Below are 12,413 nucleotides of genomic sequence, written 5' to 3' on the forward strand. Positions count from 1 at the left end.
TGGGTAGGCGGAGCTGGAGGGGAAGATGACCGAGATCGTGGGGCTGACCGGCCGCGCGCTGGTCGACGAGCTGGAACGCATCGAGCCGGATTCGGCCGAAGCGCACTCGCTCGACGTCAACGAGGTCGCGGGTGCCATCGACCCGAAGGACCTGGGCAAGGACGACGTCCGGCGGCTGCTGACCGCGCTCGGACGGCTCGCCCAGTCCGCACCCGCCTTCGATCTCCGCAAGGTCGACCCGGTCCGGTTCGCGAATCTCGTCGCCCGCGCCTCGCGCGCGCAACTCGAGAGCGTCGTCGCCGAACGGCCGCTACGTGAGCGCGTACTGCGCGAGATCTTCGACCGCATGGGTGCGCACATCCGGCAGGATCGCGCGAAGACACTGCACGCGGTGGTCCACTGGCGGCTGTCGGGCGGCACCGGCGACGGCGGGTACGACCGCTACGAGACGGTGATCTCGCACGGCGAATGCACGGTCAGCAGGCGGATGAAGGAGAAGCCGAGGGTGACGATCACGATCGCGCCCGTCGATTTCTTCCGGCTCATCACCCACCAGGCGACCCCCGCTGTGCTATTCGTCACGGGAAAGATCAAAGTAAAAGGTGACCTGGCCTTCGCGGCGGGCTTGATCGGTTTCTTCGACCTTCCGAAACCGTCCTGAGTCCGGCGGAGCGGTTACACTTCCGTGCCGTGCCCCGAAATTCTCCGAACCGGCGCCGGCGGGACAAGGTGCGCTTTTCCCGCCCGTCGCGGTCGCACAAGACGCGCACCGGTGGCGAGCACGTCGTCAACGCGTTCGCGGAGAAGCTCGAACTCACGAAATTGAGCCCCGAACAGTTCGTGCAGGTGCTGGAAACCCTGCACATGCTGGGTGAAACCGGTGCCGGTATCGAGTTGAGCTCACTGGAGACCGAGGTGCTCGTCGACGTCGTACAGCGGGCGTCGCGGGAGCAGCTCAAAGCGATCGCCGACCATCCTGAACTGCGCTCGGCGTTCCTCGACGAGATTTTCCGCAGAATGTCGGACCATTTCGCCCCGGAACGCGCGCGCCATGTCAACTTCGTCGTCGCTTGGCGTTTCACCGATGGTGACGGAGAAGACGGTTTCGATCGCTTTCAAACGGTCATCGAAGACGGCGTCTGCGTTTCCAGCACCGATCTCGCGCGTACTCCGGACACGACCCTCACGCTGTCGGTCGACGATTTCATCCGGATGGCCACCGGCAACGCGGCCGTGGCGGCGATGTTCGTGACCGGCAAGGTGAAGGTCAAGGGCGAGTACGCGCCGGCGGTGCGGTTCAGCGGGTACTTCGACATTCCGAAGCCGAGTGGCACCTGAGGAAGTACATGATGGCCCCCTTCCTTGCGTTAGGCGCAAGGAAGGGGGCCATCATGTACTTCAGACGACCCCTTGGTACTGCGATCAGCCTTCGACGATGCGGCCTTCGATCACCGGCGGCTGCTTCTTGGTGGCCTCGGCGGGCGGCGTGTCGGTAACGACCTCGCTGTCCACCACCATCACCGGCCCGGGTGACCGGTTGGCGAACTTGACCGCGCGGCGCTGCATCCGCTTCTGCCAGACCTTGCGCGCGACGCTCCGCGTCGGCGGCAGGATGAACAGCAGGCCGATGATGTCGCTGACGAAACCGGGGAGCAGAATCAGCAAACCGCCGAAGCCGATCAGCATCCCGTCGGTGAGTTCCCGCTCCGCGTCGGCCGGGCGGCCGAGCCGCGCGGATTCGGCGAAGGCCCGGAAGGCGCGGCCGCCTTCGCGGCGGGCGAGCCAGGACCCGATAAACGTGCCGGCGAAGAGCAGCGCGATCGTGCCGAGCACGCCAACGGCCGAGCCCACCGCCCAGATGGCGGCGATCTCGGCGACGACATAGAGCAGGAACGCGACAGCCATACCTGGACAACGTACGGCTTGCCCGTTTTGCTCCCAACCCCCGATACGGTGACCGAGGTCAACCGATCCGGCGCAGGAATTCCTTCGCCTCGCGCGGTCTGGTCAGCACGATGCGCCGCGCGTGCGCCCCCTGTTCCGCCAGCCGCCGCACCGTCCGCTCCCGGTGCTCCTTCGGCCAGCGCCAGACGTAGGAGTAGAACTCCCGGTCGAAGCGCTCGGGGCAGCCGGGCGCCTGCTTGTCCTGCCCGTACTCGTGCAGGCATCGCACCAGTACCCGGCGAAGGCAGATACGGCGCGGGTAGTCGAGGAAGAAGATCGTGTCGGCCCGCGGCAGCCGCAGCTGCATCGACGCCCCGTAGTTGCCGTCGATCACCCAGGCGTCGGAGGCGACGACTTCCCGCTGCGCGGCGTGGAACTCGTCCTCCGGCGCCGGGATCCATCCCGGCCGCCAGAAGAGCCGGTCGAGGTGGGTGACCGGGAGGTCGAGCGCGGCGCCCAGCCGACGTGAGAACGTCGACTTCCCGGCGCCGCTGCAGCCGACGACCATGACCCGTCCCATCGTCAACTGACGGCCTCGTCGAGGTACGCGGCCGCCTGCAGGGTGAACAGCTCGGCGTAGCCCGCCTTCGCCGCCATCAGCTCCTCGTGCGAGCCGTACTCGGCGACCTTTCCGCGCTCCAGCAACAGAATCCGCTCCGCCTGCCGGACGGTGGAGAACCGGTGCGAGATGTACAGCGTCGTACGTCCCTCCGAAAGCTCCCGTAGGCGCGAGAAGAGGTCGTGCTCGGCCTGGGCGTCCAGCGCGGACGTCGGTTCGTCGAGGATCAGGATCGGTGCCTCCCGCAGGAACGCCCTGGCCAGCGCGATCTTCTGCCATTCCCCGCCGGAAAGGCTGACACCCTGGTCGAACCAGCGGCCGAGCGGAGTGTCGTAGCCGCTGGGCAGGCGTTCGATCCGCTCGTCGGCACCGGCCCGTTTCGCCGACTCCTCGATCCGCTCGCGGTCGACGAGGTGCGTCAGGTCGCCGAGTCCGATGTTCTCCGACGCGGTGCCCTGGTAGGTCACATAGTCCTGGAACATCGCGCTGATCCGCCGCCGCAGTTCGACCGGGTCGTACTCGCGGATGTCGACGCCGTCGAGCAGGATCCGCCCGCCCGTCGGGTCATAGAGCCGGCACAGCAGTTTGAACAGCGTCGACTTCCCGGCTCCGTTGCGGCCGACGACGGCGACCGTTTCGCCAGGCCGGATCTCGAAGCTCACACCGTCGAGTGCCGGTTCGGCGACGCCTGGGTAGGTGAAGGACACTTCCTCGAACTCGATGTGTCCCTCCACAGTGGACGGAAGAGGGCGCGGCTCCGGCGGCGCGACGATCTCCGGTTTCGTGCCGAGGAAGCGATACAGCGTGTCGAGATAGAGATTGTTCTCGTACATTCCGGAGAACGCGGTGAACAGGCCCTGGACCGACGTCTGCACCGAGGCCGCGGCGGCCGTGTACAGCGCGAGATCGCCGAGCGTGAGCCTGCCGCCGACGGCCTCCAGTGCGATATACAGCGCGATCGCGGATCCGGCGGCGGTGCTCAGCAGGCCCCAGGACGTCGAGCTGACGCTGCGCTTGCGGGTCAGTATCCGCTGGCGTTCGTAGAACACCTGGCCGAGCCGCTGGAACCGGTCGACGAAGTACGGGCCGAGGCCGAAGAGCTTGGTCTCCTTGGCATAGGTGTCCGTCGTGACCAAAGAGGACAGATAGTCCATCCGCCGTTTCAGCGGTGACATCAGCAGCGTCAGCCAGAACGCGCGCGCACCGTACTTGGACTGCGAGATGAAGGCGGGAATCGGCGCCACGAGCGCGACCAGCGCAAGCAGCGGGCTGATCGAGACAAGCAGCGCGATCATGCTGCTGAAGGTGATCGCCGTACGGATGAGTCCCAGCGCCGAGTTCATCATCGACAGCGGCCGGGTCGGCGCCTCCTGCGCGGCCTGGCGCAGCATGTCGTAGGAGGCGGATCCCTCGAAGTACGACAGGTGCAGACTGCTGGCGTGACTCATCACCTGATGGCGGATGGTCAGCGTCATCCGTTCCTGCAACAGGGACTGGCCATAGGTGGTCACTGCTTGCGAAAGCGCGGTGAGCACCAGTGCGCCGAACTGGAACAGCGCGACACCGACGATCGCGCTCTTGGTGCCTTGGCCCTGGATCGCCGCGACCACCGAATCGATCAGCAGCTTCGCGATGTACGCGGTCGCCGTCGGAAGAAGACCGGACAACAGCGTCACCACGGTGATCGTGATGGTCAGGATCGGGCTCGCCTGCCAGGTCAGCTTCGCGACCTTCGGCAGCCCGCGAACCGTGCCCGCGACGTTGACCCACATGCGGTTGAGCCGTGACTTCAGATCCTTCGGGCCGGTTTCGGGCTCGGGCTCCGGGATGTCGACCGGGCCGGTCAGCCCGCTGTCGGGCACTGTCGTCGGTGGCCGACGACGTCTGCCGCCGCGTGCCAGGAATATCTCCATACCGCCGCCCCCACCGGGCGGACCGCCGATCACGCGGGCCCCAGGGCGCCGTTGAGGAAGACGTCGACGAGTTCCATCGTGGTGGGTTCGTCCCCGTTCTCGCCGAAGCGCATCCGGCCGCTGAACAGCAGCGACAGGAACAATGCCGCCGATTGTGCCGCGGGAAGCCGGAGCCGGTCCTTCTCCGGTTCGAACAGTTCGGCCATGGCGTCGCGCATCGCGCCCATCGATTCCTTCCGCCGGTCCCTGCGGTCGTCATGCCGGTGCTCCGGTCGCTTGCCGGAACCGTGCATGACCGCCATCAACGCGCCCATCCGCTGGAGATGCGCGCTGAGCGCGTCGGCCGCTTCGATGAGTCTTTCGTCGAGGGGCTGTTCGAGGTCGATCACCGCGATCGCGTCGAGTACTTGGTCGGGTTTCAGCGCTTCGGCGAAGCAGGTGGCGAAGAGCTCGTCCTTGTCCTTGAAGACGCGGAAGACGGTGCCTTCACCGATCCCCGCGGCGCGGGCGATCTGGCTCGACGTGACACTGGCGCCGTGCTCCACCAGCAAGGGCAGCACGGACTGGACGATCATCCGGCGCCGCTCATCGGCACTCATCCCGGGCGCCCTTCGCCGGGTGGCGGTTTCGGGGGTTCGCATGCGACCCAGTGTGCGGAGTGAGTGCTCACTCCGTCAATCGATTTAAGCGAGTGCACTAGGTCACTTCGCCTGGAAATCACGCAACGTAACAACGGCCTCCCTCGTCACACAGTCGTGTAAACGATTGCTCGATCCACGACCACGGAGAGGGACGGGTACGGAATGCGCGCTGGTTCCCGGACAAAACGACCTTGGCGGGTGACGGCCGGTTTGGCGGCGGTGGTGCTCGCCGTGGTGGCGTGTTCGTCACCGAGTCCGGCGGCTCGGCCTGACGAACCGGACCAGCCGAACCCGGCCCCCGGCGCGGCCCCTGGTCCGGCGTTCACCGCGCCGTACCCGTTCGGCACGATCCAGCAGAAGGCGCCGCCGTCGGCGGACGGCGCTGTCCAGGTCGTCCGGCGCATCGCCACCGACAAGCCCTTCGTGTTCATCACGATGGACGACGGCGCGGTCAAGGATCCAGATGCGCTGCGGCTCATCAAGGAGTCCGGCACCCACCCGGTGCTGTTCCTGAACCAGAAGTACGTGAAGGGTCATGAGGCCTATTTCAAGGCCATCCTCGACGCGGCCGGTGCGACGCTCGGCGACCACACCGTGAACCATCCGAACCTCAAGGGCAAGCCGTTCGAGTTCCAGCGCAAGGAGATCTGCGACGACGCGGACGACTTCCAGGCCGAGTTGGGGGTGCGGCCAGTGCTGTTCCGCCCGCCGTTCGGCAACTACGACGGGAACACGCTGCGCGCGGCCTCCGCGTGCGGGATGCGGGTCGCGGTGCTGTGGTCCGCGGCGGTCAACGACGGACATGTGCAGTTCCAGGTCGGCGACAAGCTGCGTCCAGGGGACATCGTGCTGATGCACTTCCGCAAGACGTTCACCCAGGACTACACCGCGTTCCTCGAGCAGGCCAAGAAGGACGGCGTCACACCCGTACCGCTGGCCGACTTCCTCGGCTGAGCCTCGTGAGTGGTAATGGCGGTTCTAACCGTCATTACCACTCACGAGCGGTCAGTAGGTGATCGCGACCGCGGGGTCGGCCAGCAGCGCGCCGACGTCGGCCAGGAACTCCGAACCCTGCTGCCCGTCGACCACGCGGTGGTCGAAGCTCAGCGACAGCTGGAGGACCTTGCGCACCTTGATCTCGCCGTCGACCACCCACGGGGTGTCCTTGATCGCGCCGAGGCACAGGATCGCGGACTCGCCGGGGTTGATGATCGGCGTACCGGTGTCGACACCGAAGACGCCGACGTTGGTGATGGTGATGGTGCCGCCGAGCATGGCCGCCGGAGTGGTCTTGCCCTCGCGGGCCACGTCGGTCAGCTCGGTGAGCGCGATCGCGAGTTCCTTCAGCGACATCGAATCCGCATCACGGACCTTGGGCACGACGAGCCCGCGCGGGGTGGCCGCGGCGATCCCGAGGTGCACGTAGTCCTTGTAGACGATCTCCTGCGCCGCCTCGTCCCACACGGCGTTGACGTCCGGAGTGCGCTTGGCGGCCAGGCAAACGGCCTTCGCCGCGAAGGTCAGCGGGGTGACCTTGACCCCGGCGAACTCACGCGACTTCTTGAGTTTCTCCCGGAATTCCATCATCGGCGTGACGTCGACGGTGAGGAACTCCGTGACATGCGGAGCCGTGTAGGCGCTCTGCACCATCGCGGCCGCGGTGGCCTTGCGGACCCCCTTGATCGGCACCCGGCGTTCCCGCGTCGCGGGGTCGTAGCCACTGTCCACAACAGACTGGACGGGGGTGGCCGGAGCCGAACCGTTCGCGGCGGCCTGCACGTCGTCCCGGGTGATCACGCCGCCGTCGGCGGTGCCGGTGAGCGCGTGCAGGTCGACGCCGAGGTCCTTGGCGAGCTTGCGCACCGGCGGCTTCGCCAGCGGCACGTACCCGCCCTTGGGCTTGGCGGGTGCGGCGGCGACGAGAGCAGGCGCGGGTGCGGGTGTGGGTGCGGGTGCCGCTGGAGCAGCGGGTGCCGCACCCTTCCGGGCCCGGCGATGCGTGACGACCGCCTTGGAGCCGTAGCCGACCAGCGGCTTCATCTCTTCTTCCGCCGGCTCCTCCGGAGCGGCGGCCGGGGCCGGAGTGGTGGCCGCGGGGGCGGCCTTGCCGTCGGGGTCGACGTCGATGGTGAGGATCGGCGTGCCGACCTCCACCGTCTGACCCGGTTCGACGAGCAGTTCGGTGACCACGCCCGCCCACGGGATGGGCAGTTCGACGGCGGCCTTCGCGGTCTCGACCTCGACCACGATCTGGTTCACCTTCACCGTGTCACCCGGCTTGACCTGCCAGGCGATGATGTCGGCTTCGGTCAGCCCCTCCGCCGTGTCGGCGAGGGGGAACTGTTTGTATTCGGGCATTTCGGAGACGTCCCCCTTACCAGGCGAGTGAGCGGTCGACGGTGTGCAGCACCCGGTCCAGATCGGGGAGGTAGTGCTCCTCGAGCTTGGCAGGCGGGTACGGCGTGTCGAATCCGGTCACCCGCAGCACGGGGGCTTCGAGCGAGTAGAAGCATTCCTGCTGCACGCGCGCGGCGATCTCCGAGGTCAGCGACGTCTCCGACGGCGCCTCGCTCAACGCGATGAGCCGTCCGGTCTTGCGCACCGACTCGAACACCGGGTCCAGGTCCAGCGGGGACAGCGTGCGCAGGTCGATGACCTCGAGGGATTTGCCCTCGTCGGCGGCCGCGGTCGCCGCGTCGAGCGCGACCTTCACCGAAGGGCCGTACGCGACGATGGTGGCCGTCGTGCCCTCACGGACGACACGGGACTTGAACAACGGGTCCGGCGTGCCCTCGGTGTCGACCTCGGCCTTCATCGCGCCGGAGTGGTACAGCTTCTTCGGCTCGAAGAACAGGATCGGATCGTCGGACTTGATGGCCTGCTGGATCATCCAGTACGCGTCGACGGCGTTCGAGCACGAGACGACCTTGAGGCCGGGAACGTGCGAGAACAACGACTCCGGCGACTCCGAGTGGTGCTCGACGGCGCCGATGCCACCGCCGAACGGCACCCGGATCACGATGGGCATCTTGACCTTGCCCTGAGTCCGGTAGTGCAGCTTCGCCACCTGGCTCACGATCTGGTCGAAGCCGGGGAAGATGAAGCCTTCGAACTGGATCTCGCACACCGGTCGGAAACCGCGGACGGCGAGGCCGACCGCGGTGCCGATGATGCCCGACTCGGCGAGCGGCGTGTCCAGCACGCGCTGCTCACCGAAGTCCTTCTGCAGACCGTCGGTGATGCGGAAGACGCCGCCGAGCTTGCCGACGTCCTCGCCCATCATGAGGACCTTCGGGTCCTCTTCCATGGCGCGCCGGAGGCCGAGGTTGATCGCCTTGCCGATGGTGAGTTTCTGGAGGTCGCTCATCTCAGTGCTCACCCGCCCCGACGAAACCGTCCAAATAGGACAGGAACTCTTCACGCTGCGCGTCCAGCATCGGCGTGGACTCCGCGTAGACGTTGGCGAAGATCCGCTCGGGTGGCGGTTCGGGCATGTTGAAGCAGTAGTCGCGCAGCTCGGCCGCGAAGGCGTCCGAATCGGCCTGGACCTGGTCGAAGAACGCCTGGTCGGCGAAGCCGTTGCGGGCGAGGTACGCCCGGACGCGCTCGATCGGGTCCTTCAGCTTCCACTCCTCCAGCTCGTCGGAGAGCCGGTAGCGGGTGGGGTCGTCGGTGGTGGTGTGCGCGTCCATCCGGTAGGTGAACGCCTCGATCAGCACCGGGCCATTGCCGTTACGGCATTCCTCCAGCGCCCAACGGGAGACCGCGAGGCAGGCGAGGACGTCGTTGCCGTCCACGCGGATGCCGGGGAAGCCGTAGCCGCGGGCGCGCTGGTAGAGCGGCAGCCGCGACTGGCGTTCCGTGGGCTCCGAGATCGCCCACTGGTTGTTCTGGCAGAAGAACACGAGCGGCGCGTCGTAGACGGCGGCCCAGACGAAGCCTTCGTGTACGTCACCCTGCGAAGTCGCACCGTCACCGAAGTAGCAGATGGTGGCTTCGCCGTCGTCGTCGCCGACCTTGCCTTCGAACTTCTGGCCCATCGCGTACCCGGCGGCGTTGAGCACCTGGTTGCCGATCACGATGGTGTACGGGTGGAAGCCGTGGGCCTTGTAGTCCCAGCCACTGTGATCGGTGCAGCGGAAGATGCCGAGTACCTCTTTGAGGTCGACGCCGCGGGCGTACGCGACACCGTGTTCGCGATAGCTGGGGAAGGCCATGTCCCGCTTCTGCAGCGCGCGGCCGGAGCCGATCTGCGCGGCTTCCTGGCCGAGCAGCGGGACCCAGATGCCGAGCTGGCCCTGGCGCTGCATCGCGTTGGCTTCGCGGTCCGCGCGGCGGACCAGGACCATGTCGCGATACAGGCCGCAGAGGGCTTCGGCGTCGACGTCGTCGACGTACTTGTCGAATTGCGGCGAGGAGACCCGTTCGCCTTCGGGGGTGAGCAGCTGAGTCAGCTCAGCGCCACCTTCGCTCGTTGCTCGCAAACCGGCGATCACCTGTTCGGGGGAAGGCTGCGCCGCTACCGCGGCGGGACCATCTCCAGGCTCCGGGTGCGTCCAGTGTTCGGACGGCATGCGCTGTTCTCCTTGGTGTCGGCGCCTCTGGCGGCCACTTGTGGCGGCCACAGTGACTGCGCCGGCGGGGACCAGCGCGTCGGATCTGAAGCGCTGGGTCACCATCGGCGTTGACGGTTCGTGCGCACATCCTGGCATGCCGGACGCCGTTTTGGTCAGTGGCGGATGCTGATTTGTTGCTGAGAAAGGGTGCCTGATCAGGGGAAATGCTAGGAAGACCGAGTGTGGGGCCGCCGAAAGTAGGGGATTCACCCGCGCGCCGACCAGCGGGCGACGCGTCCGGACGGGTGTCCCGCTCCGCTTGATCGATGACGATCCGTGCCCGCCGTTGTGACCCATCACACCCTTCCGTTCCCGTGGCAGGATGGCGGACGTGGAGCAGAAATCCGTACGCGAAACCGTGGTTTCGAACTGGGCGCACGACGTCCTTCCCAGCCTGTCCGGCCTGGTGGCGATCCCCGCCTTGTCGCCGGCCTTCGACTCCGAGTGGGCGAAAAGCGGTCATCTGGCCGCCGCCGTCGAGCACGTCCGATCCTGGATCGCCGGCCGGGGGATCCCCGGCGCGACGCTCGAGGTCGTGGAACTCGAAGGCCGCAGCCCGCTGCTGGTCGTCGACATCCCGGCGACGTCCGAAGCGGCCGACAAGGGCACCGTGCTGATGTACGGGCACCTCGACAAGCAGCCTCCGGTCGGCGGCTGGTCCGAGGGCCTCGACCCGTGGACGCCGGTGATCCGTGACGGGCGGCTGTACGGCCGTGGCGCCGTCGACGACGGCTACTCCGGCTACGCGGCGACGACGGCGATCGAAGCCGTGCGCGCCGCCGGTGGCGAGCACTCCCGCGCGGTCGTGCTGCTCGAGACCGGTGAGGAGTCCGGCAGCCCGGACCTCCCGGCCTACCTCGAGCACCTGAAGGAGCGGCTCGGCGCGGTCTCGGTGGTCGTCTGCCTCGACGCGGGCGGCATGGACTACGAGCGCCTGTGGCTGACCACCAGCCTGCGCGGGATGTTGCACGTCAACGTCACCGTCCGCGTGCTCGAATCGGCGCAGCACTCCGGGATGGCCAGTGGCATCGTCGCGAGTTCGTTCCGTGTACTGCGCGCGCTGCTCGACCGGATCGAGAACGCCGAGACCGGCGAGATCAAGCTCGCCGAACTGAGCGTCGACATCCCGCAGAACCGCGTCGAGGAGGCGCGCGGCGTCGTCGAGATCGCGCCCGGCGCGGCGAAGACGCTCTTCCCCGTTGTCGGCCGTCCGGTTTCCGACGACGATCTCGAACTGCTGCTCAACAACTCGTGGCGGCCGACGCTTTCGGTGATCGGCGCGGAAGGCTTCCCGCTCCCGGCCGAGGCGGGCAACGTGTTGCGCGACAGCACCACGCTCACGCTGAGCTTCCGGCTTCCCCCGACCGCCGACGCGAAGGCCGCGATGGAGGCCGTCCGCCGCGTGCTCACCACCGACGTCCCCTACGACGCTTCGGTCGAGCTGGGCGACTTCCAGGCCGAGAACGGCTGGAACGCGCCGGACACCGCGCCGTGGCTCGACGCCGTCCTCCACCGGGTGAGCGGCGAGGTCTTCGGCGCGCCGCACAAGAGCTATGGCATGGGCGGGTCGATCCCGTTCATGGGCCTGCTCGGCGAGAAGTATCCGGACGCGCAGTTCGTGGTCACCGGCGCCTGCGGGCCGGACTCGAACATCCACGTGCCCGACGAGTGGCTGAACATCGACTTCGCGCAGCGGGTCACCGAGGCGGTCGCGCACATCCTGGACGCGCACGCGCGCAGCTGATTTTCCCGCTCACGCTGCGATGAAGGGGCCTTTCATAGCAAAATTCGCCATGAAAGGCCCCTTCATTGCGTCTCTGGGAGGAACGTGTTCGAGGGTTTCGAGCTTGAAAACGTTGACATCGGCGAAGCGACCTTAAGGGTCCGTCATGGCGGGTCGGGCCCGCCGCTCGTGCTCCTGCACGGACATCCCCGCACCCACACCACCTGGTACGACGTCGCGCCCCGGCTCGCGGACGCGTTCACCGTCGTCTGCCCGGACCTTCCCGGCTACGGCCAGTCCTCGAAACCCGAGACCACCGAAGACCACTCCGCGCATTCGAAACGCGCCATGGCGAACGACATCGTCGCGCTCATGAAGCATCTCGGCCACGACCGGTTCGCCGTCGCCGGTCATGACCGCGGCAGCGCCGTCGCCTACCGCCTGGCCCTCGATCATCCGGAAGTCGTCACGAAACTGGCCATCCTCGACGGCATCCCGATCGGCGAGCATCTTTCCCGCGCGGACGCGAAGTTCGCGCTGGCCTGGTGGCACTGGTTCTTCTTCGGCCAGCTCGAGAACCCCGCCGAGCGTGTGATCAACGCCGATCCGGACGCCTGGTACGGCGGCGATCCGGCGAAGATGGGTGCGGAGAACCACGCCGATTTCCTGCGCGCGATCCACGATCCCGAAACCGTCCACGCCATGCTCGAGGACTACCGCGCCGGCCTCGGCCCCGACCGCGAAGCCGACGACGCCGACAAGGCGGCCGGGAACAAGATCGGGTGTCCGGTGCTGGTCCTGTGGTCCAGCCTCGACGATCTCGGCGAACTGTACGGCGATCCGGTCGCCGTCTGGCATGAGTGGGCCGAGGACGTCCGCGGCTTCGCCATCGAGTCCGGGCACCACGTGGCGGAGGAGAAGCCGGCCGACCTCGCCGCCGCCCTGCGGGAGTTCCTGGACTGAGGCTTCCGGTGCGGCGTCGGCCGGGTTGGTCGTGAGTGGCGATTCGGGTTAGAA

At 67.4% G+C, this 12,413-nt stretch carries 12 protein-coding genes; 5 read left to right on the forward strand and 7 right to left on the reverse strand.

Features of this window, described 5'->3' with window-relative positions; genetic code table 11:
- The first annotated feature begins 25 nt into the window (after positions 1-25).
- Positions 26-661, forward strand: a complete 636-nt coding sequence (locus ACZ54P_RS02425) for an SCP2 sterol-binding domain-containing protein (RefSeq protein ID WP_465459770.1) — start codon at positions 26-28, stop codon at positions 659-661.
- A gap of 68 nt (positions 662-729) precedes the next feature.
- Entirely contained in the window at positions 730-1,338 is a 609-nt protein-coding gene (locus ACZ54P_RS02430) for an SCP2 sterol-binding domain-containing protein (RefSeq protein ID WP_465460217.1), read from the forward strand.
- Positions 1,339-1,422: 84 nt separating this feature from the next.
- On the opposite strand, the gene ACZ54P_RS02435 is transcribed toward ACZ54P_RS02430, so the two are convergent.
- From ACZ54P_RS02435 to ACZ54P_RS02450, 4 genes are read right to left on the reverse strand one after another with little or no spacing between them, the layout of a single operon-like run.
- A complete protein-coding gene (locus ACZ54P_RS02435; RefSeq protein ID WP_465459771.1) occupies positions 1,423-1,905 on the reverse strand; it encodes an FxsA family protein in 483 nt (160 codons plus the stop codon).
- 58 nt (positions 1,906-1,963) lie between these two features.
- A complete protein-coding gene (locus ACZ54P_RS02440; RefSeq protein WP_465460218.1) occupies positions 1,964-2,464 on the reverse strand; it encodes a P-loop NTPase family protein in 501 nt (166 codons plus the stop codon).
- Positions 2,465-2,466: 2 nt separating this feature from the next.
- A complete protein-coding gene (locus ACZ54P_RS02445) occupies positions 2,467-4,416 on the reverse strand; it encodes an ABC transporter ATP-binding protein (protein WP_465459772.1) in 1,950 nt (649 codons plus the stop codon).
- A 29-nt stretch (positions 4,417-4,445) separates the two neighbouring features.
- Complete coding sequence (locus ACZ54P_RS02450) at positions 4,446-5,015, reverse strand: TetR/AcrR family transcriptional regulator (RefSeq protein WP_465460219.1); 570 nt, start codon at positions 5,013-5,015, stop codon at positions 4,446-4,448.
- A gap of 204 nt (positions 5,016-5,219) precedes the next feature.
- Here ACZ54P_RS02450 and ACZ54P_RS02455 point away from each other — a divergent pair, with 204 nt between their 5' ends.
- Positions 5,220-6,011, forward strand: a complete 792-nt coding sequence (locus ACZ54P_RS02455) for a polysaccharide deacetylase family protein (protein ID WP_465459773.1) — start codon at positions 5,220-5,222, stop codon at positions 6,009-6,011.
- Between the two features lie 51 nt (positions 6,012-6,062).
- Here ACZ54P_RS02455 and ACZ54P_RS02460 read toward each other — a convergent pair whose 3' ends face one another.
- Genes ACZ54P_RS02460 through pdhA form a run of 3 tightly spaced genes read right to left on the reverse strand, consistent with a single transcriptional unit; the run spans position 6,063 to position 9,631 of the window.
- Positions 6,063-7,415, reverse strand: a complete 1,353-nt coding sequence (locus ACZ54P_RS02460; RefSeq protein WP_465459774.1) for a dihydrolipoamide acetyltransferase family protein — start codon at positions 7,413-7,415, stop codon at positions 6,063-6,065.
- A 16-nt stretch (positions 7,416-7,431) separates the two neighbouring features.
- Positions 7,432-8,424, reverse strand: coding sequence for an alpha-ketoacid dehydrogenase subunit beta (locus ACZ54P_RS02465; protein ID WP_465459775.1), 993 nt, complete (start codon positions 8,422-8,424; stop codon positions 7,432-7,434).
- 1 nt (position 8,425) lies between these two features.
- On the reverse strand, positions 8,426-9,631 hold the full coding sequence (pdhA, locus tag ACZ54P_RS02470; RefSeq protein WP_465459776.1) for a pyruvate dehydrogenase (acetyl-transferring) E1 component subunit alpha: 1,206 nt from the start codon (positions 9,629-9,631) through the stop codon (positions 8,426-8,428).
- A gap of 373 nt (positions 9,632-10,004) precedes the next feature.
- On the opposite strand from pdhA, the gene ACZ54P_RS02475 reads away from it, so the two are divergent.
- Together ACZ54P_RS02475 and ACZ54P_RS02480 are read left to right on the forward strand one after the other, a co-directional pair.
- On the forward strand, positions 10,005-11,417 hold the full coding sequence (locus ACZ54P_RS02475; RefSeq protein ID WP_465460220.1) for a M20/M25/M40 family metallo-hydrolase: 1,413 nt from the start codon (positions 10,005-10,007) through the stop codon (positions 11,415-11,417).
- 84 nt (positions 11,418-11,501) lie between these two features.
- Positions 11,502-12,359: an alpha/beta fold hydrolase gene (locus tag ACZ54P_RS02480; RefSeq protein WP_465459777.1), complete on the forward strand. Its 858-nt coding sequence runs from the start codon at positions 11,502-11,504 to the stop codon at positions 12,357-12,359.
- Positions 12,360-12,413: the final 54 nt, after the last annotated feature.

This window comes from Amycolatopsis sp. NPDC034160 (assembly GCF_055575355.1).

Coding starts and splice junctions, on each gene's coding strand:
- ACZ54P_RS02450 (WP_465460219.1), bottom strand. CDS start 5,015: ATGAGTGCCGATGAGCGGCGCCGGATGATCGTCCAGTCCGTGCTGCCC.
- pdhA (WP_465459776.1), bottom strand. CDS start 9,631: ATGCCGTCCGAACACTGGACGCACCCGGAGCCTGGAGATGGTCCCGCC.
- ACZ54P_RS02435 (WP_465459771.1), bottom strand. CDS start 1,905: ATGGCTGTCGCGTTCCTGCTCTATGTCGTCGCCGAGATCGCCGCCATC.
- ACZ54P_RS02425 (WP_465459770.1), top strand. CDS start 26: ATGACCGAGATCGTGGGGCTGACCGGCCGCGCGCTGGTCGACGAGCTG.
- ACZ54P_RS02460 (WP_465459774.1), bottom strand. CDS start 7,415: ATGCCCGAATACAAACAGTTCCCCCTCGCCGACACGGCGGAGGGGCTG.
- ACZ54P_RS02445 (WP_465459772.1), bottom strand. CDS start 4,416: ATGGAGATATTCCTGGCACGCGGCGGCAGACGTCGTCGGCCACCGACG.
- ACZ54P_RS02455 (WP_465459773.1), top strand. CDS start 5,220: ATGCGCGCTGGTTCCCGGACAAAACGACCTTGGCGGGTGACGGCCGGT.
- ACZ54P_RS02440 (WP_465460218.1), bottom strand. CDS start 2,464: ATGGGACGGGTCATGGTCGTCGGCTGCAGCGGCGCCGGGAAGTCGACG.
- ACZ54P_RS02465 (WP_465459775.1), bottom strand. CDS start 8,424: ATGAGCGACCTCCAGAAACTCACCATCGGCAAGGCGATCAACCTCGGC.